The organism is Allorhodopirellula heiligendammensis (assembly GCF_007860105.1).
In the GTDB taxonomy this organism is placed as follows: Bacteria; Planctomycetota; Planctomycetia; order Pirellulales; family Pirellulaceae; genus Rhodopirellula; species Rhodopirellula heiligendammensis.
In genome coordinates this window covers 1,334,274-1,352,221 of sequence record NZ_SJPU01000001.1, presented here as the reverse complement: position 1 = coordinate 1,352,221, position 17,948 = coordinate 1,334,274, and the positions used below count along the sequence as shown (strand labels likewise).

The 17,948-nt window shown below is 55.3% G+C and carries 12 protein-coding genes; 4 read left to right on the top strand and 8 right to left on the bottom strand.

Annotated elements, in window-relative coordinates:
• Positions 1–316: 316 nt before the first annotated feature.
• From Poly21_RS05185 to Poly21_RS05175, 3 genes are all read right to left on the bottom strand, one after another.
• A complete protein-coding gene (locus Poly21_RS05185; protein ID WP_146406877.1) occupies positions 317–1,300 on the bottom strand; it encodes an NAD-dependent epimerase/dehydratase family protein in 984 nt (327 codons plus the stop codon).
• Between the two features lie 12 nt (positions 1,301–1,312).
• A complete protein-coding gene (locus Poly21_RS05180) occupies positions 1,313–2,590 on the bottom strand; it encodes a TCR/Tet family MFS transporter (RefSeq protein ID WP_146406876.1) in 1,278 nt (425 codons plus the stop codon).
• 168 nt (positions 2,591–2,758) lie between these two features.
• Complete coding sequence (locus Poly21_RS05175) at positions 2,759–3,934, bottom strand: YheT family hydrolase (RefSeq protein ID WP_302117629.1); 1,176 nt, start codon at positions 3,932–3,934, stop codon at positions 2,759–2,761.
• Here Poly21_RS05175 and thpR point away from each other — a divergent pair.
• Positions 3,933–4,580, top strand: a complete 648-nt coding sequence (gene thpR, locus Poly21_RS05170) for an RNA 2',3'-cyclic phosphodiesterase (RefSeq protein WP_146405870.1) — start codon at positions 3,933–3,935, stop codon at positions 4,578–4,580. The genes Poly21_RS05175 and thpR overlap by 2 nt on opposite strands.
• A gap of 90 nt (positions 4,581–4,670) precedes the next feature.
• Positions 4,671–5,714: a tRNA (adenosine(37)-N6)-threonylcarbamoyltransferase complex transferase subunit TsaD gene (tsaD, locus tag Poly21_RS05165; protein WP_146405869.1), complete on the top strand. Its 1,044-nt coding sequence runs from the start codon at positions 4,671–4,673 to the stop codon at positions 5,712–5,714.
• 40 nt (positions 5,715–5,754) lie between these two features.
• On the opposite strand, the gene Poly21_RS05160 is transcribed toward tsaD, so the two are convergent.
• Both Poly21_RS05160 and Poly21_RS05155 read right to left on the bottom strand, forming a co-directional pair.
• The gene (locus Poly21_RS05160; RefSeq protein ID WP_146405868.1) at positions 5,755–6,915 is read right to left on the bottom strand and encodes a XylR family transcriptional regulator; all 1,161 of its coding nucleotides are present in this window, start codon (positions 6,913–6,915) and stop codon (positions 5,755–5,757) included.
• A 16-nt stretch (positions 6,916–6,931) separates the two neighbouring features.
• Positions 6,932–7,387, bottom strand: a complete 456-nt coding sequence (locus tag Poly21_RS05155) for a MarR family winged helix-turn-helix transcriptional regulator (RefSeq protein WP_146405867.1) — start codon at positions 7,385–7,387, stop codon at positions 6,932–6,934.
• Positions 7,388–8,189: 802 nt separating this feature from the next.
• Between Poly21_RS05155 and Poly21_RS05150 the strand changes: the two genes are divergently transcribed.
• Together Poly21_RS05150 and Poly21_RS27070 are read left to right on the top strand one after the other, a co-directional pair.
• On the top strand, positions 8,190–14,006 hold the full coding sequence (locus Poly21_RS05150; RefSeq protein WP_302117624.1) for a PVC-type heme-binding CxxCH protein: 5,817 nt from the start codon (positions 8,190–8,192) through the stop codon (positions 14,004–14,006).
• An 80-nt stretch (positions 14,007–14,086) separates the two neighbouring features.
• Positions 14,087–16,375 carry an endo-1,4-beta-xylanase gene (locus tag Poly21_RS27070; RefSeq protein WP_302117623.1) on the top strand — a complete coding sequence of 763 codons (2,289 nt, stop codon included), beginning with the start codon at positions 14,087–14,089 and terminating at the stop codon, positions 16,373–16,375.
• 95 nt (positions 16,376–16,470) lie between these two features.
• Here the strand turns inward: Poly21_RS27070 and Poly21_RS05130 are convergent, their stop codons facing one another.
• The 3 genes from Poly21_RS05130 to Poly21_RS05120 form a co-directional block, all read right to left on the bottom strand.
• Entirely contained in the window at positions 16,471–16,662 is a 192-nt protein-coding gene (locus Poly21_RS05130) for a hypothetical protein (RefSeq protein WP_146405866.1), read from the bottom strand.
• Entirely contained in the window at positions 16,659–16,958 is a 300-nt protein-coding gene (locus tag Poly21_RS05125; RefSeq protein WP_146405865.1) for a right-handed parallel beta-helix repeat-containing protein, read from the bottom strand. The genes Poly21_RS05130 and Poly21_RS05125 overlap by 4 nt, the downstream gene beginning before the upstream one ends.
• 174 nt (positions 16,959–17,132) lie before the next feature.
• A complete protein-coding gene (locus Poly21_RS05120) occupies positions 17,133–17,801 on the bottom strand; it encodes a hypothetical protein (protein WP_146405864.1) in 669 nt (222 codons plus the stop codon).
• Positions 17,802–17,948 lie beyond the last annotated feature (147 nt).

Genomic DNA, 17,948 nt, shown 5'->3' with positions numbered 1-17,948 from the left:
TCCGGTCTTGGACCCCATCCTGGGTCCATTGTTGTATTCAATTCTGGTTACCGGAGGTGCGCCGCGATGCGGCGACCTCCGGCTATTGTCTCAAAACCGCTTCGCGGTGGGCGAATTCGTATCGTCTATCCCGGAGAGATTTCCGAGACAATAGCCGGTGGTAAGCGCAGCGCCACCACCGGATAATGAGCCGGCTATTGTCTCAAAACCGCTTCGCGGCGGGCGGAATCGTGTCGTCTATCCCGGAGAGATTTCTAGGGAAGAAACGGTGAGGCCCAGTGGCAGGGTGCGGCGAGAATGTCGTCCATCACTGGTATCAATCCCTCGCCAACTCCGCCAGCCCCTCATCCATACTGACGCGAGGCTCATAACCGAGTCGCTGCTTGGCCGCGGTGATGTCGAAGTAATGATCTTTGGCGAGCTGCGCTGCAACGAATCGGGTCATCGGTGGTTCTGATTTTCGGCGCAGCGTTTTGTAAACCGCTTCGCAGGCCGCTCCGATCGCATAGGCAGACCGATAAGATATGTGCCGCGTCGGCGGAGGAGCACCGCAGGTCTCGCACAGGCGGGCGATCCACGGCCAACACGGCACCGGTTCGTCCTGAGCGATGAAATAGGAACGCCCGGCCGCCGACTTCGGTGCAGCGCCCAGAGCCTCAACGGCACACAAATGTGCCAAGGCAGCGTTGTGGACGTGGACCGTATCGATGCGGTTCTGGCCATCGCCGATGATCCGCAGCTTTCCCGCGCGGGCGCGGTCAAGCAGTCGCGGTAGAAGATGCGGATCGCCCTGCCCCCATATTAAGTGCGGCCGCAGCGACAGGGTTCGCAACCCGCCCGCGGTATCTGCGGCAATCACTTCCTGCTCGGCGATCGCTTTGGTATGGGGGTAGTGACAGAGCCACCGACTCGGATAGCTGGCCGATTCATCAATGCCACTCTGATCACCGCCAGCAAACGTCACACTGGGACTGCTCGTGTAGACACATTTTGTGACCCCAGAGTTCTGACAGGCTGCGAGGACGTTCCGGGTGGAAATCACGTTATTTTCGAAGAAGAACTTCCACGGGCCCCAGACGCCGGCCACCGCTGCAGTATGGATCACCGCATCGACCTCCGTGATCGTGCGGTGCACGTAAGCGGCATCGGTTAAATCGCCACGATGGTGCTGCATTCCCGCCCGCACGAGCTCGGGTGTCTCTCGCCGCGACAGCCCGACGACGTCGTCACCACGCTCGAGCAACTGACGGACAATCTCGCCGCCCAAAAAACCACTGCATCCGGTTACTAGAATTCGCATCATGCCAGGCCGCTATTCGGCCGTCTCGGCTAAAGACGTGGCGACCGGTTCAGGGATTGAAACCGATTCAGGAACGACTGCTCTCGGATATTTCTGGAAGACTCGATACAGAATCCCCAGTGCAACGAGTAATAGAAATGAACCGAACACGAACGGTGCTCCAGCAAACGGCTCCCCGTTGTAGCGGATGGCGGTATCTTCGTGGGTGAAATACCGAAACAGACCGGCGGTGAAAATCAACGGTGCCAGGATATTGGTGAGACTCAGCAAGGACGTCAGTGCCCCCTGCACGCGACCCTGTTCACGCGGATCCACCGTACTCGTCACGAGACTTTGGATCGCCGGACCCGAAAGTCCGCTAAGCGAACCGAAGACGATGATGCAGGGAATCATCCAGCCCGCCGTCGCCAACCCGTAACACAGGAATGCTACGCTCGAAACACTGATCGCCATCATCAGCGTGCGGCGTTCACCAAACCGGCGGATGACAGGGCGCACCAGACCGCCCTGCACGATCACGGCCATGATACCGACCAGTGACAGCGCCAAACCATTGGTGACCTCACCCCAACCGAACCGAAATCCCATCGACAACACCCACACGTTTTCCAGGCCTCGTTGAGCAAGGGAACTGAACACGAATGCCGCTGCCAATCCGAGTACCATTGGATACGCCCGCAGCCGCGTGATCGTGCCGAAGGGGTTCATGCTTCGAAACGTGATCGTCTCGCTACGTTTTTCTGGAGGCAGGGACTCCGGCAGAATGAAGTAGCCATAGAGCCAATTGACCAGCGACAACCCTGCAGCGACGAAGAACGGTAGACGCAGCGAAATGCCGCCCAAAAAACCGCCCAACGCTGGGCCGATGATGAACCCCAGCCCAAACATCATCCCGACCAAGCCAAAATTGCGGGCTCGGTTCTCATCGTTAGAAATATCGGCGATGTACGCATTGCTCGTCGAGAAGCTCGCGCCCATCACGCCGGCAATGAAGCGGCCCACGAACAGCCAACCAACTGAGGCCGCTAACCCCGTGATGATGAAATCCACGCCGAGACCGAACAGCGACCCGAGAATGATCGGGCGACGACCGAACCGATCCGACAACGCACCCAATACTGGAGCACAGAAAAACTGCATCAAAGAATAGGTTGCCGCGATGATCCCGACGTACCATCCCGCCGCGGACTCATCGCCGCCCACGAACGATTTGACGAGCTCGGGCAGTACCGGAATGATGATCCCAATCGCCAGAATGTCGATCAACAGCGTTAACAGAATGAACACCATCGCGGCAGGTCGTGGGGGGGGCGCTGTCGCGGTCAAACGGATGAACTCGTGAGGTGGGGGAGGGATTTTAGCCTACCACGGCGCGTTGTCGCTCGGCTCTCCGAGCCGCGAGCGCTCAGGCAGAGCCAGTCGCTGTGTGACTGTCAGGGGCCGACAGTTATACACAAGTTACTCAGAAGGGCGAGACTCGTGGAGGGACGGACTGGTAAACGCACCACCAAAAAACTCACACACGAGATTGTCGGTCCAGCCTGTGCGGTCCCGCTGCATGAACCCATGATGACCGCCAGCGGGCGAGATATGGACCCGCACGGCATGGGATCCCTCCGCATTGGCGCCGAGCCGATCCTGTAGCTCCATGAATGATTTTACTGGGACCAGCGGATCGTCCGCTGACGTCACAATCAACGTCGGCACCCCGATGTCCTCGGCGACCGAGATCGCTGAGGATTCACGATAATAGTCTCGCTCGTTTGCGAAACCAGCCAAGGGTGCGGTGAATTGACGGTCAAATTGACGCAGTGTTTTCGGTTTAGCCAGCTGCAACATCGCTTGATAATCGGGTCGAGCGAGGAGTTGCGGTGACGCTCGGCGAAGCAGGTGCTTGATGAAGTACCAATTGTAAAATCGCAGTTTGGCCGACTCCATCGCGTCGCTGCATCGCTGCAGGTCCATCGGCGGGGCGATCGCCAATAGCGGACCGACGCGATCCCAAGCCGCCGGCATGGCACAGTTACCGCTACCGACCCGCCCCGCTGCGAGCAAAAGTTGGTTGGCTCCGAGTGAGACACCGAGAGCTCCAATTGGGCTGGCAGCGTCATCCACCAGATCGGCGATAAATTCGATCGCCGCCAACACATCTTCGCTGCGGCCCGCGTGCGTGATCGACCGGCACAGGGAAGCTGAATCCCCACAACCACGCATGTCCAGTCGAAACGTGCGAATTCCCTGTTCGTTGAGTCGCCGCTGAAATCGAACCATGTATCCGGCCGCATGACAGCCGCAGATGCCATGCAAGAGCAATACCGATCCGTGGGCGGGTGTCCACCGAGTGGGCTCGTCCTCATGAACAGCCAGAGCATCGCCATCGGCCAGTGCGATCTGGTGGCAGCGGTGGGTCGCCTCACCAGGCTGATCGGCGTGGCCCATCCGCGCCCCGATCAGCGTCTGCAGATGTCCACCCCGCAGTATCCGGTGCTGCTTGAAGGCAGGAATCGGAAAGTCGGCGAGCCAGCCACCGTTGACCCGGGGGGCCCGGATCGGAAAAATCGGTCCCGCAGATCCCTCTGCAGCTCGGTGCGACGCTTGGGCAACCGCGTCGTTTGTCGTACAACTATCCATCATGAAAACCATTCGTACCTTTCTCGCCATCCCGCTGCCCCCACCACTCGCTCGCTGCGCGTCGAAGTGGATCCACGAAATGAAAGATGGGGCGGAAAAACTGAGTCGCCCAACGGAAAAGAATCCGACGGTGAATCGCTCACCAGTGTCGCCGGAAACGCCCGTTTCCGCGATGGGTATTAAGTGGGTTCCCGAAGACAATTTGCATCTGACGCTCAAGTTTTTGGGCGAGGTGGATAACGTCGAAGTGCCGCAGGTTTGTGACATCGTAGAGGCGGTATGTGAACCATTGGACCCGTTCGTGTTGAATTTCGTCGGTGCGGGCTTCCTCCCCGACAAGGATCGAGCCCGAATTCTCAGCGTGACAATCGAGGATCCGACGGACTCCCTCACCAAAATCGTGAGCGAATTGGAGGATCGGTTCGCGGACATTGGTTTCAAACGCGAGCCCCGCGACTATGTCCCCCACTTGACCCTCGGCCGAGCCCGCAGCGGCAGCCGGCGGTTGTCCCAGACCGCGATCGATCGTTGGAGCCTGCACGAAGATGATCCTCTCGGCGAGATGACCGTCGACTGCGTGCAGGTCATCGGCAGTTTTCTCGAAAAACGCGGCCCGACCTACAATGTCATGGATACGGTGGAATTTTAATAAATCGCGTATTTACGTTTACCAAAACGTGGCTTCCACCGTCTGACGACGTTAGTTTCGTTAGATTTGACATTTCAAAGAGGTACCAGATTGGCCGATAGCGGCGACGATGTTCTGTTGGCGATTGAGTCAACCTGCGACGAGACAGCGGCCGCCGTGGTCAGCCGGGGTGGCCGCGTGCTCGGCGAGTGCATCGCCACGCAAGAAAAACTGCACGAGCGATTTGGCGGAGTCGTGCCTGAAATCGCCGCCCGGGCCCATCTCGAACGCATCCTACCGGTGATCGATACCGCCCTCACCCAAGCTGGGATCCGCGGCCGCGACCTGCATGCGATCGCCGTCGCCGATCGTCCGGGGCTGGCGGGCTCGCTGCTCGTCGGTGTCGTCGCGGCCAAGTCGCTGGCCCTAGCATGGCAGAAACCGCTTGTGGCGATCAACCATCTGCACGCCCATCTGTACGCGTGCCAGCTCAGCCAATCCGACGCCAACGTGTATCCGGCGGTAGGTCTGATTGTCAGCGGTGGGCACACAACGTTGTACCTCTGTCACGACCCTGTCGATCTGGAATATCTCGGTGGGACGATCGACGATGCCGCTGGGGAAGCATTCGATAAAGTCGCCGCGATGCTGTCACTCGGCTTTCCCGGCGGCGTCGAAGTCGCCCGCTGGGCCGCCCGGGGCAACGATCGGGCCTTCGCCTTCCCCCGCTCGAAACAGCACGATGGTTCGGACGACTTCAGTTTCAGCGGTCTGAAAACAGCCGTCAGGTACGCCATCGTCGGCCCGGGCCGACAAGATTTCGCGACACTGGAATTGAGCGACCAAACCAAAGCCGACGTGTGCGCTTCTTTCGAGGCTGCTGTCGTCGACGTGTTGGTTGCGAAAACCCGCAAAGCGATCAACCGCTGCGGTGTCCGTCGGTTACTCGTCGGCGGCGGTGTCGCGGCGAACCAGCGGTTGCGCCGTGACCTCGCCACTGCTGCGGAGCAGGACGACTTCGAAGTCGTGATCGCCCCGCCCGAACTCTGCACCGATAATGCCGTAATGGGCGCCATCGCCTGGAAACAAATCGACCGCGACGACTTCGCCACCCTCGATCTCGACATCACCCCCGGCCTCCAACGCGGGTTTTAAAGTGGCATGGGCTTCCAGCCTGTGGTGCGTGGTGGAAAACCTAGCTTGAGACGTTTTGCATTTTTCGATACTCGCTAGGTGCGATTCCGACTTCTCGCTTGAAGGCAGCACCTAAATACTCTGAGTGCTCAAATCCCATCCGCTCGGCAATCTGGTTCAAAGTCAATTCCGTGTCTCGAAGCAATGCTTTCACACGGTTCATCCGAACCCGCTGAATTTCTTCGTGCGGGGTATGTCCAACCCATTTACTAAACCGATGCTCGAAAGCTCGACGCGAAAGGTCAATGTGTTGAAGAATATCGTTCACTCTGAGGTTGGCCGAACTATGGCGCCGGATGTACTGGAGTGCCTTGGCGATTTCTTCGTCCGCGATCGCTACGGTATCAGTCGACTCGCGAACGTGTATTCCTAAAGGCTGCGTGATCAACGGTGTGTCTGATGCGACAACCTCGCCCGACATCATGCGGTCTAGCAAATTCGCAGCTTCGTATCCCGTTCGCTTCGTATCCGGAATGATGCTTGAAAGTTTGGGCTCTGACAATTCGCAGATCAAGCGATCATTGTCGACGCCCAGCACGGCTACTTCAGTTGGAACGTCAATGTTCAATTGACGGCACGCGTCAAGCACTTCGTGCGCTTTAAAGTCATAACAGCCCATAATCGCAACGGGTCGTGGAAGGATTGCAATCCAATCGATAATCCGTCCCATTTCTGTCACAGCATTGTAAGTTTTTTCGTAACGTGCGACCGACTGATGCTCGTAAAACAGACAGCCTGCAGATTGAGCAAAACCTCGGAAATGGAGGCATCGCTTGGAGGACCACTGAAATCCAGCATCACCGCAATAGGCAAGGTTCCGAAACCCGCGCTGCGTGAAATGATCTACTGCGAGCTGAGAAATCGCTCTATCGTCCGTGTCCGCCCAGGGAACTCCTTTGAGTTGCCGTGCCGCACTCAAGTCGACAACTGGAACACCACATCGCTTGAGTTGCCGGCCAATTGCATCCGTCTCAATCCGTGCAATGACGCCGTCCCCACCCCAACCTTGAAGCCAGCTGGGCGGGGGGGCACCGCGTTCTTGTTCAGTAAGATATACCGACCAATTGCCATGTTCTTGAGTGTAAGCGATCACGCCCTCCAGCAGTCCACGACTGTAGCCGTTGGAGGTTTCGATGAGCAGTGCGACCGATCTGCGAATCATTTTTCTTTTGCTCGATCTACCGTTTGGATGGAGCCTGTACGGGTACACTCACATCGCTCAAAACACATGCCATTTTGCAAAGCAGCGTTACCAGAACATCCGCCTCGTCCGGCGACATGCACCGGTACATCTCATCGCGAATGGGTTGACCAGCTTTCCAAAGCTTCTTTTGCATCCGCTTGCCAACTGTCGTCAGGGAGACGGCTTTAGCCCGTAAATCCGTGGGGTGGACGTCACGCTTGACGAACCCCTTTCTCTCGAGCAGAACGAGCATCGCACGAACAGTGCTGGGGTCAGAGGAAATACGACCCGCCAATTCACGTTGAGTCAATACTTGTCCATCCGACAGAGCTGTCAGCAGCACAAACTGATCAGCCGTAACATCGAGCTTCGTAAATCTTGCATCGGTTTTGCGGTGTAAAGCAAGGTACGCAGCACGCAACGCCAAGGGGAGTTCTGGTTCAGTTTCCATTACTATTTCGCCAATTCGAGTTGTCCTCAGTTGTCGTAGCAAACGCTGGGGAATTGATGCTCTTGCGGATCCCGCGTAAAGAGACAAGCTGTTTTACGATCGCTGTTTTTGACTTGTCGCACCCAGTGTTTCGCACTCATGAGGACCATCAATCCATCGCTCATTTTCCCACGTTAAATTTCTCCAGTAGGTCCGCAGAGTAATCGATGCCTGCTCGAGATCAGAGCACGGTGGTTTTGCCGAACTCCAGCCAAGTTTTTTCGCGGGCAAGGTCGTCCGGTCTTCGGACAGAGCTACCCGCTATGGATAGCTCACGTTCCCTGATCGAAATCGCGCCATTGTACGTGATTTGAACGGATGAGGTTTCTGCCCTCCATTGACTGCGCCTAAGGGTGGGAACCGATGCATCCGTGAAATCGTTGGACGCTGCCTGAGTTGGTCATTTTAGCTTGCCATGCTGTCGCGAAGCAATTCAGTTCATCGAAATCTGTTTTATAGCGAAACTTTTGTTGGCCTAATGAGTTAATGCGTATACGCACTTGTTGTCAATCGCCGACTCGTTGAGTGCCATGTAAAATTTCTACGCAAGTTTGCGCAATTCCTCCTGGAGAGATGGTTCTTACTGATACTAGACTGGGCTGATCGCTGAATCGGTCCTGGCCAGCAGGCCGAATCTTTCCGCTCAAAAAGCCACCCCCGCAAACGTCCCGTGCTTCACTCCACTCGTTGGTCGACGACCTTCTGGTCGACCAAGAGATACGAGTGTGGTCGCGAGACTGTAGTCACACTGGATAAATGGACGATGACCTCTTTCTTTCAACACGTTCTCGTCGCCGGGATTCTCTTCGCGGGCCTGGTGACATCGTCTTCAGCCGTTGCTGACCGTTCGAAGCTCACCGTGCTGATGCTCGGCGATTCCGGGTTCCACAAGCCTTCGGAGTTCTATCGTCATGTGGCCGAGCCGCTCGGCGAACAGTCCATTGAGCTCCAGTACACCGAGGATCTAAGCGACATCAACGCTGACAATCTGGCGAAGTATGACGGACTGATGATTTTCGCGAATGTCGAGCGAATCACGCCCGAAGCTGAAGCGGCGCTTCTGAATTTTGTCGAGCAGGGCGGCGGCCTGATACCCATCCACTGTGCTTCGTTCTGTTTTTTAAACTCGCCCAAATACATCGATCTCGTTGGCGGCCAATTCAAGAGCCACGGGTTCACGAGCTTTGAGACGAAGATTGTCGCTCCAGACCACGAGATCATGGCGGGCCTGAAACCTATCAAGTCGATGGACGAGAGCTATCGCCACGGTCGCCTCAACCCAGACAAGACAGTGCTCGAGACGCGAAGTAGCGAATCGGGTCCGGTCAGCGACGAGAATGGCGAGCCCTACACGTGGATTCGAAACAGCGGGAAAGGGCGAGTGTTCTATACTGCGTGGGGGCACGATCACCGCACATGGTCGAACGTAGACTTCCAAAATTTGTTGGCGCGGGGTGTGCTTTGGGCATGCGGACAGACGCTCACCACGGCAGTCGCCGGCGCCGATGACGCAGCCCAGTCGAATGTCAACGCAGTCGCACAAGCCAACCGTACATTCACGAAGCCGGAGATGACTCCGCCTTCGACGGGCGACGACAATTTTTCGTTCACGGACGTTGGTGCGAAGATTCCCAACTATACGCCAGGGGCGAGCTGGGGCACGCAAGAAGCTCCGCTGACGCTGATGCAAGATCCGGTTCCTGCGGAAGAATCCATCAAGGCGTATTCCGTTCCTGATGACTTTCATCTGTCGCTATGGGCCGAAGAGTCTGAGAAAAATTGGCCCGACGATTCACGAGCCGCTGAGAAGTTCGCGGGCCTGACCGGCAAGCCGATTGCCATGACTTGGGATGAGCGTGGTCGTTTGTGGGTCTGCGAAACTGTGGACTATCCTAATGAATTACAGTCGTCACCCGGCCAAGGACGCGACCGCGTCCGAATATGCGAAGACACTGACAATGATGGCCAAGCCGACAAGTTCACTGTCTTTGCCCAACACCTCAGTATTCCGTCAACGCTGGTTTGCTATCGCGGTGGCGTGATCGTACAGAACGGCGCAAAAACGATTTATCTCAAGGATGTTGACGACGACGACGTTGCCGATTTTCGGCAAGAGCTAATCACAGGTTGGTCGATGGGTGACACGCACGGTGGCGTTAGTAATTTCCAGTATGGTCCCGACAACTGGATTTGGGGCATGCAAGGGTACAACAACTCCGAGCCGATCATCAATGGCGAACCACAAATGCGATTCCGTCAAGGTTTCTGGCGATTCAAAGTTCGCGATGGTGCGTCGGACAAGACGGCGCCGGCATTTGCACTCGATAAGCAATCGGGTCTACCTGCCGAGCAGGCATCGAGCGATTTCGATGACGATACGGTCCGAGTCGACGCGCTGGAGTTCATGCGGGCAACGAATAACAACACTTGGGGACTTGGGTTCAGCGAAGAAGGCTACGTGTTCGGATCAACTGCCAACGGTTGCCCAAGTGTTCACATGCCGATCCCCAATCGCTATTTCGATCAAGTTGCAGGCTGGTCGCCTAGCACGCTCCAAAAGATTTCACCGACGGATAAGTTCAGCGCACTCGACAAGAAAATTCGCCAAGTCGACTATCATGGTGGCTACACCGCGGCTGCGGGTGGAACGATCTACACGGCGCGGAATTACCCGTCCCAGTGGTGGAACAAGGTGCAGATGGTGTGCGAGCCAACGGGTCACATCGTCGGCGGCTTTGTCCTCGAGAAAGACGGTGCCGGGTACCGTAGCAACAATATGTTTAACGTCGTTGCCAGTATCGATGATTGGGCCGCGCCGATTATGTCGGAAGTCGGTCCTGACGGAAACGTTTGGGTACTGGACTGGTACAATTACATCATCCAGCATAACCCAACGCCCAATGGTTTCCGCACCGGTAAGGGGGCTGCCTATGAAAGTGATTTGCGCGACAAACGCTTCGGCCGAATTTACAGGATGCTGTATCGAGAAGATTCTGCACCCACGCATTCGATGCAGTTGGCCGACGCTTCCGACGCGGATTTGGTCGAGGCCCTTAAGAGCGACAATTTCTTTTGGCGGCGAACCGCGCAGCGTTTGCTCGTTGAGCGAAACGCGACGGACAAGAAGACGCTCGAGGATTTAGTTGCTTTGGTGGACAATCAAACTACCGACGATATCGGACTCAACGCCGCTGCCATGCATGCGATTTGGACGCTATCTGGGTTAGCCGATGGTGGAAGCGAAGATGCAAGTTCGCCTTTGGTAGCTGCCTGCGAAAAAGGGTTCACGCATCCCTCGAGCCCCGTCCGAAGCGCCGCAGTGGCCAATTGTGCGGCTGACCAAGTCAAACTCGCTGTTGAGAGCGGCGTGTTGAAAGATACCGATCCCCGCGTGCAACTTTCCGCATTGTTGCGGATCGCTGATGAAAAAGATCCTGTCTCCGGTGAATCACTGGCCGCGATCGTAATCGGTGCAAATTCGATCGCCTCCGATAACACTCTGATGGATGCCTGGACATCAGCGGCTTCGACAACACCTGTCGAGACTCTGGTTGCATTGATCAATGCAAATTCCAACTCGAATGCTCGAAATTTGGCAGCACGAGTTGCGGTTTTGGCGGAACACATTGCACGCTCGGAACCCACCGCAGAAAAGATCAGTTCGCTATTGGATGTCGATCCAGCTTCCCCGCTAACGATTTCGCTTTGGGAAGGCCTAGCGAAAGGCTGGCCGAAGGATTTAACGATCACGTTGTCAGATGCAGATCAAGCAAAGTTCCGTGATCGCTTTCTTAGTGCAGACACCAGTGTTGAAAGCAAAGCGGCACTCTTGGCCGTTGCTGACAAGTGGTCGATCAAGAATCTCGATGACGCAGTTTCGTCGATCCAGGATCAACTCTTCGCAACGGCACTCGATAGCGATGCAAAAACGGATGAGCGTCTGACGGCCTGGGATCAAGCGATCAAGCTTGCACCGAATAGTAGCCGCATTTTGGATGCGATCAATTCGATGCTCAATCCGCAGCTAGCACCTGCGACCGGCGCCATGGTAATTGAGTCACTGGGGTCCGCTCGCGTTCCGGGCCTCGCGGAGGAGCTGATTGCAATTCGTGGCAAGCTCGGTCCGAAAATGGCCGGCGACATCTTGACGTTGCTGCTTGCTCGGGCTGATACAACCACAGAATTGATGCAAGCGATTGCCGATGGAAAGATCCCGTTCACTGAACTCCAACTTGATCAACGACAAGCTCTCCTGAATCATCCGACTCGCTCGATTGCGAATCGTGCGAGAGATTTGATGGAGATGAAGGGTGCTACCGTGGCCTCCAATCGCCAGGCACTGGTCGATGAGTGGCTCGCTGTCGCGGACACGGAGGGCAATCTTCAAAACGGGATGGCGATGTATACGAAACATTGCGCACTTTGCCACAAACACGGCGATTTGGGAGTTTCGATCGGCCCGAACTTGACCGGAATGGCGGTTCATCCGAAAGAAGAGATTTTGGTCAATGTTCTTGATCCGAATCGAAGTGTGGAGAATAACTTCCGTACCTATCAGATTCTCACACTTGATGGTGCCGTGCTAACAGGAATGTTGGCTGGCGAGTCCGCGAATTCATTGCGACTGATCGACACGCAAGGCAAAGAACAGCAAGTCCTGCGTGAAGACATCGAGCAAATGAATGCGGCAGCCAAGTCGCTCATGCCAGAAGGCTTTGAATCTCAGATCACAAAGCAAGAGATGTCCGACCTGCTGACCTTCTTGGCCAATCGTGGACGTTACACTCCTTTGTCATTGTCGGCCGCCGCGACTATCAGCGGTCCGAAGGGATTGCCCGGCTTTCGTGGCAACCGTGGGGACAAATTTGAGTTGAACTCATACGGCAACATCGAAGTCGAAGGGATTCCGTTCGAATTGCAGAACCCCGAAGACGGGCGAGTCGCGAATATTGTCGCCTTGCAGAACTCGGGCGGTCGAGTCCCAAGCACGTTGCCAAGCTCCGTGTCCGTTCCTTGCTCCGGAAACGTAGCTGCGATCCACATGCTCGGTGGTGTTACAGCATTCGGATTTCCAATGAATCGTGACGAAACGTCAAGTCTGATTGTGAGATGTCAGTACGAGGACGGTACGTCAGTGGATCACGAGTTGATCAATGACAAGCATACGGCGAACTATCAAGAGAAAACAGATGTTCCTGAATCCAAGTTTGCGATCGATGCCAATGGCAAACAGATTCGGTATCTGAAGATCGCAATCGATGGGAGCAAGCCTCTCAAAGGCATTGACTTTGTAAAGGGCGATAATCGATCAACCCCTCTTGTGTTTGCCGTCACCGTTGAATCGGCGGATGGTGACAAGGCTGAGGACACGGTTGCGATGCAAGAGAAGGCTCCTGCAGCGGCGGCGCAGGCACCGCCTCGTCGTCGAGGTGGCGGCGGATTCGGTGGCCCGATCCAGTTGGGTCCCGACGATGTTGCTGTTTTTGCCGCACCACCGGAAGGTTTTAAATCGAAGATTGACGTTCCGCACGGCAAACTTGAGACGATCGAGTATGACTCGAAGACTGTTGGTACGACTCGCAAGATGCAGGTCTATACTCCGCCCGGTTACTCGTCCGACAAAAAATACCCAGTGCTCTATCTGCTACACGGTATCGGCGGCGACGAGACGGAGTGGCAACGGTTTTCATCGCCGAATCTGATCCTCGACAATCTTATCGCGGTAGGCAAAGCCGTCCCCATGATCGTTGTCATGCCCAACGGCCGCGCACAGAAGAACGACCGGGCTGAGGGTAACGTGATGGCGAGTGCGCCGGCTTTCGCCGCTTTTGAACGAGACTTGCTCGACGACGTCATTCCAGCGATTGAATCGAAGTACTCGGTCGACGCCAGGCCCGAAAAGCGTGCGATCGCTGGGCTGTCGATGGGCGGTGGACAGTCATTCAATTTTGGGCTGGGCAATCTCGATACCTTCGCATGGATCGGTCCGTTCTCGGCCGCTCCCAATACGAAGCCCGCTGGAGAGCTGATTCCAAACGTCGACGACGCAAAGGCGAAACTGAAGTTACTGTGGATTTCCTGTGGAAATAAAGATGGTTTGATCGCCATCAGCCAAAACGTGCATCAGTTTCTAAAGAAGAACGGTATCGAGCACGTTTGGCACGTCGACGGACATGGTCATGATCCGCAGCATTGGAGCAGCAGTTTGTACTGGTTCGCACAGAGCGTGTTCCAAGACAAACCAGCAGGCAATGCGAAGCAAAAAAATCCAGTTGTGGGTAAGTGGACTGGCACCGTCAATACGCAAATCGGAGATCAGGCATACGTATTTGTCATCCATTCCGAGGATGGCAAAGTGGGCGGATCGGCTGTGATGACGCTCAACGGTGCGACCCACAACAGTACGCTTTCCAACGTGAAAGTCGACGATGAAAAAGTGTCCTTCGACGAGCTTATGAATTACCAAGGCAACGATTTGACGATTCGCTATTCAGGTGATTTGAGTGGCAACGAGATGAAGCTCACGCGAAAAGTGGGTGACTTCGCTACGGAAGAGTTCACCGCGAAACGAGCCGATTAGCTGGACAGCCACTCATGCATTGGGATCGTTAACGAGATCCACTACCTGCTCACCACTTTTTCAACGACCAAGGAAAAACAATGTTGTTACGCTTATCAGCACTCATAGGCAGTGCCTTGCTCTTCAGCTCGCTGGGTTTGGCGCAGGATGCTATTCCAGTAGACGACTGGAAACCTGCCACCACTAACCAGGATGGCAAAGATTTTCCGCAAGTTAACTCCGAAGGTCGCATTCGATTTCGCGTCGTAGCACCCGACGCCAAGAGCGTTTCCTGCAGTTTTCGCGATAGCAGCGAATTTGTCAAGGATGACAAAGGAGTTTGGACAGGCTACACGCGCAAGTTGGATGAAGGTTTTCACTACTACACAATCAACATCGACGGCGCCGAGATTCCAGATCCCAACAGCAAGTACTTTTTTGGTGCCATGCGCTGGGGAAGCGGAGTCGAGGTGCCTGCCAACGACGAAGATTTTTATGCCGTTAAGAAAGTTGAACACGGGCAAATTCGCGAGGTCTTGTTCTACTCGGAGAGCACCGAGCAAGATCGCCGTGCGTTCGTATACACGCCGCCGGAATATGACAACGACCAAGACAAGCGTTACCCCGTTCTCTATCTGCAGCATGGTTGGGGAGAAAACGAGTACGGCTGGAGCGTCCAAGGGCATGCTGGACTGATCATGGACAATCTCATTGCCGAGGGGGACGTCAAACCGTTCATCATTGTGATGACTTATGGTATGACCAACGATGTTCGACCTGGCGGCATGGGGGGTTTCGATATCAGTGACTTTGAAACCGTTCTTGTCAAAGAACTTATTCCTTATGTCGATACCAACTTCCGGACTCTGACCGATCAACCCAACCGCGCCATGGCCGGTCTTTCGATGGGCAGTATGGAAACGAAAGCAATCACACTCCGAAACCTCGACACGTTTTCGCATATCGGTCTATTCAGTGGAGCGACGATTTCAACGGATGACGTAAAGAACACAGAAGGCTTCAAGGATAAAGTCAAACTTGTATTCGTCAGTTACGGCAGCAAAGAGGTCGGCGGCGGAAACCGGCCGCGACGAGGTGGTGACCCCGAGGCAACCACCAAGGCGCTCAAGGACGAGGGAATCAATAGTCACTATTACCTATCTCCTGATACGGCTCACGAATGGCAAAGCTGGCGTCGGAGTCTGCGAGAATTCGCACCTCTTTTGTTCGTTCGCAAAGTTGGCGACATCAGTCAGGCAACCGCCGCGACTCGGGATCTTCCCAAGCCCGAACCGAGGACGCCGCAGTCGATGGAGCGCGTTTCCAACGTGCATATTGACACGATTATCAAAGATGCATTCAAGGATTCGTTTCGAATTGGGACCGCAGGTGATTTTCCCGCTCGCTACTCGAACGACGAACTCAAGATCGCAACTGAGCATTTCAATGCCGTCACGCCCGAGAACTGCATGAAGCCAGAACGAGTTCATCCAGCCGAAAACACTTGGCGATTCGAGCTCCCCGATGCTCTTGTTGCGTGGGCAAAGGACAACTATATGAGCGTTCATGGACATACGCTCGTGTGGCACGCGCAGACAAGTGACTGGTTCTTTCGCGATGGCGATCGGGACGTCGTGACACAGCGGCTGAAGGAGCATATCAACACGCTCGTCGGTCGTTACAAAGGTAAAATCCGCAGTTGGGATGTCGTCAATGAGGCGATCAACGACGGTGGAAACTCGGAAACCGGGCAAACCGAAAATTTGCGAAGTTCCCAATGGATGAAGACGCTTGGGCCAGAGTATCTAACGCTGGCGTTTAAGTTTGCGCATGAGGCTGACCCCGACGCACTTTTATATTACAACGACTACAACATCGAATCGGGTCCGAAGCATGCCAGTTCGATGGTGCTGCTGAAACGTTTGCTTGAAGATGGAGCACCGATTCAGGCGGTTGGAATTCAAGGTCATTGGACTACCGGACGCGTACCGTACGACGACATTGATAAGGCGATTTCGGATTATGCTTCGTTGGGTCTAAAGGTAAGTATCACGGAGCTGGATGTCACGATTCGTGGGGCCTCGGGAGGTCAATTCGGTGGTGGATTCGGGCGAAGACGCGTGGGGAGCGGCGAACCTGCATCAGCCGAAGATCTAGCCGCGCAGGCCGAGGCGTATGCGAAACTCTTTGCAATCTTCCGCAAACACGAGGACGTGATCGAACGCGTCACCTTCTGGGGTCTCAATGATCGCCGCACCTGGCGTTTCGGACAGCACCCCCTGATCTTCGACGCCAACAGCAATCTCAAGCCCGCATACGCCGCGATTGTGAACGACGCCGGCCTCTCGGATGCCGCGACTTCCAGTGCAAGCCCGGTAGCGGACAAATGATCGATTTCCATATAGAACACGTGCTCGTCAGTTCCGACAAGGCTGGCTCAATCAAACCTATTCTATAATCTACCTGATCGCAACTTGCAACGATATCACGCGTCCTTGCCCGGGCTGATACAGGTGGGATCCGCCTTGGTTGGCTGGGTGGCATACCAGTCGAGTGCCATCTTGGTAAGCCGCGCCACGACTTCCGGGTACTGCTTCGACTGATCTTCGGCGATGTCTCCAGCGCGATCTGGTTTCATGTTGTGCAACTCGACGCGTTTGCCGTCGTAGGTCGTCACCAGTTTCCAATCTCCGTCGCGGACGGCCAGACGCGGCCACCCATCCTAAAATGATGAATGTAGTTGTTAATAATATCATTGTGGTGATTGACGTCTTTGGTACCAAGTCCATAACCCACCAGCAGGATTCCTGCCTCACCCAGGTGAGCAAATTCAGAATCGGTGATGCGATTACGTTGGGCATGCAAGTCCAATCGTATGCCTGTGCCGCCCGAATTGATGAAGCGACAGGCTTTCACGCGGCAATCTTCGGCACCGCGGAAACGAACTAGTCCTGAATCAAGCGAACGCTTGATTCATTTTCCGAGAAATTTGCCGTGTTCTATGTGCGCGAGCGACGAGCTCCCCGCTTGGGCTGGCAATGATTTTCAAAGATGTCAGTGGGCATGATGGTGAGTGTCTTTCTGGATAAGGCGGCCAGCGGCGGTACCAAGAGCATCCGCGCCCTTGGCTTCATTGAGCATCGCATGTCAGCATCGAAGCGGCATCGCGATGTGATCAGAGAGCGTCATTAAACAATCAACGCTTGGGCGGTAGGCTAACAGGCGTAGCTTTAACTGCCGTGCGCTGCCGATCACGTGAGCGGGGATCAACATCAATGAGTTCAGATAGGTCGAAAATTTCATCCGAATGACTTTGCGTCTGACCTCCGCTCGCACTCGACGCTGATTCGGGTTGCCTTTGACGCGAACCAGCATCCCGCTCCATAACTTCAGCGTCCATGCCAGTGAAGCCATGACCACGTAAGCCCAGTTACTCTCCAGGGTGTCAAGCGGCGCACTCAGCGCACCACACGCCTTTCCCTGGCTGATCGTGTTCTCTTGATCGCAACGTTGGTTTCCATTGCGAATCACCTCGCGAGAGGGAACTTCTTCTTCTTGTTCGTTTGTGATGTAGAAAAAGTATTTCTGTTTGTCAAAAAGGTGCTGCTGCCCACGCATTACCTGGATGTCTTTACGGACAACGACCATCCGGTACTTGCGATCACAGGCGACCGGCTGGTAGTCGAACTCCGCGTAGCTCTCGCCTCGCAGAATCTGGTTTACATATTCGTTGGCACCACAATTCGTTCTTTGTAATTGGGGCGTTTGGCTCGCCCATTCTCGGACTTGGATCTTTGGCGCGAAAGCGTGTTCCACGCCGATTGCGGCAGCAAATCGGCGATCCCGACAAGTGTTTTGCTCGCATCGTAACCCAGCACAAACGTCACGCCCTCGCGATCCCAATGATCCAAGTGTGTTGTTGACGAGAAGTCGGTGTCACCTCGTAGCCGGATTTTGCGAAAA

Excerpts from the sequence above, each read along its gene's own strand:
- Poly21_RS05185 (WP_146406877.1), bottom strand. The coding sequence starts at position 1,300 with ATGCGAATTCTAGTAACCGGATGCAGTGGTTTTTTGGGCGGCGAGATT.
- Poly21_RS05180 (WP_146406876.1), bottom strand. The coding sequence starts at position 2,590 with ATGGTGTTCATTCTGTTAACGCTGTTGATCGACATTCTGGCGATTGGG.
- thpR (WP_146405870.1), top strand. The coding sequence starts at position 3,933 with ATGAAAACCATTCGTACCTTTCTCGCCATCCCGCTGCCCCCACCACTC.
- Poly21_RS05175 (WP_302117629.1), bottom strand. The coding sequence starts at position 3,934 with ATGATGGATAGTTGTACGACAAACGACGCGGTTGCCCAAGCGTCGCAC.
- Poly21_RS05160 (WP_146405868.1), bottom strand. The coding sequence starts at position 6,915 with ATGATTCGCAGATCGGTCGCACTGCTCATCGAAACCTCCAACGGCTAC.
- Poly21_RS05155 (WP_146405867.1), bottom strand. The coding sequence starts at position 7,387 with ATGGAAACTGAACCAGAACTCCCCTTGGCGTTGCGTGCTGCGTACCTT.
- Poly21_RS05150 (WP_302117624.1), top strand. The coding sequence starts at position 8,190 with ATGACCTCTTTCTTTCAACACGTTCTCGTCGCCGGGATTCTCTTCGCG.
- Poly21_RS27070 (WP_302117623.1), top strand. The coding sequence starts at position 14,087 with ATGTTGTTACGCTTATCAGCACTCATAGGCAGTGCCTTGCTCTTCAGC.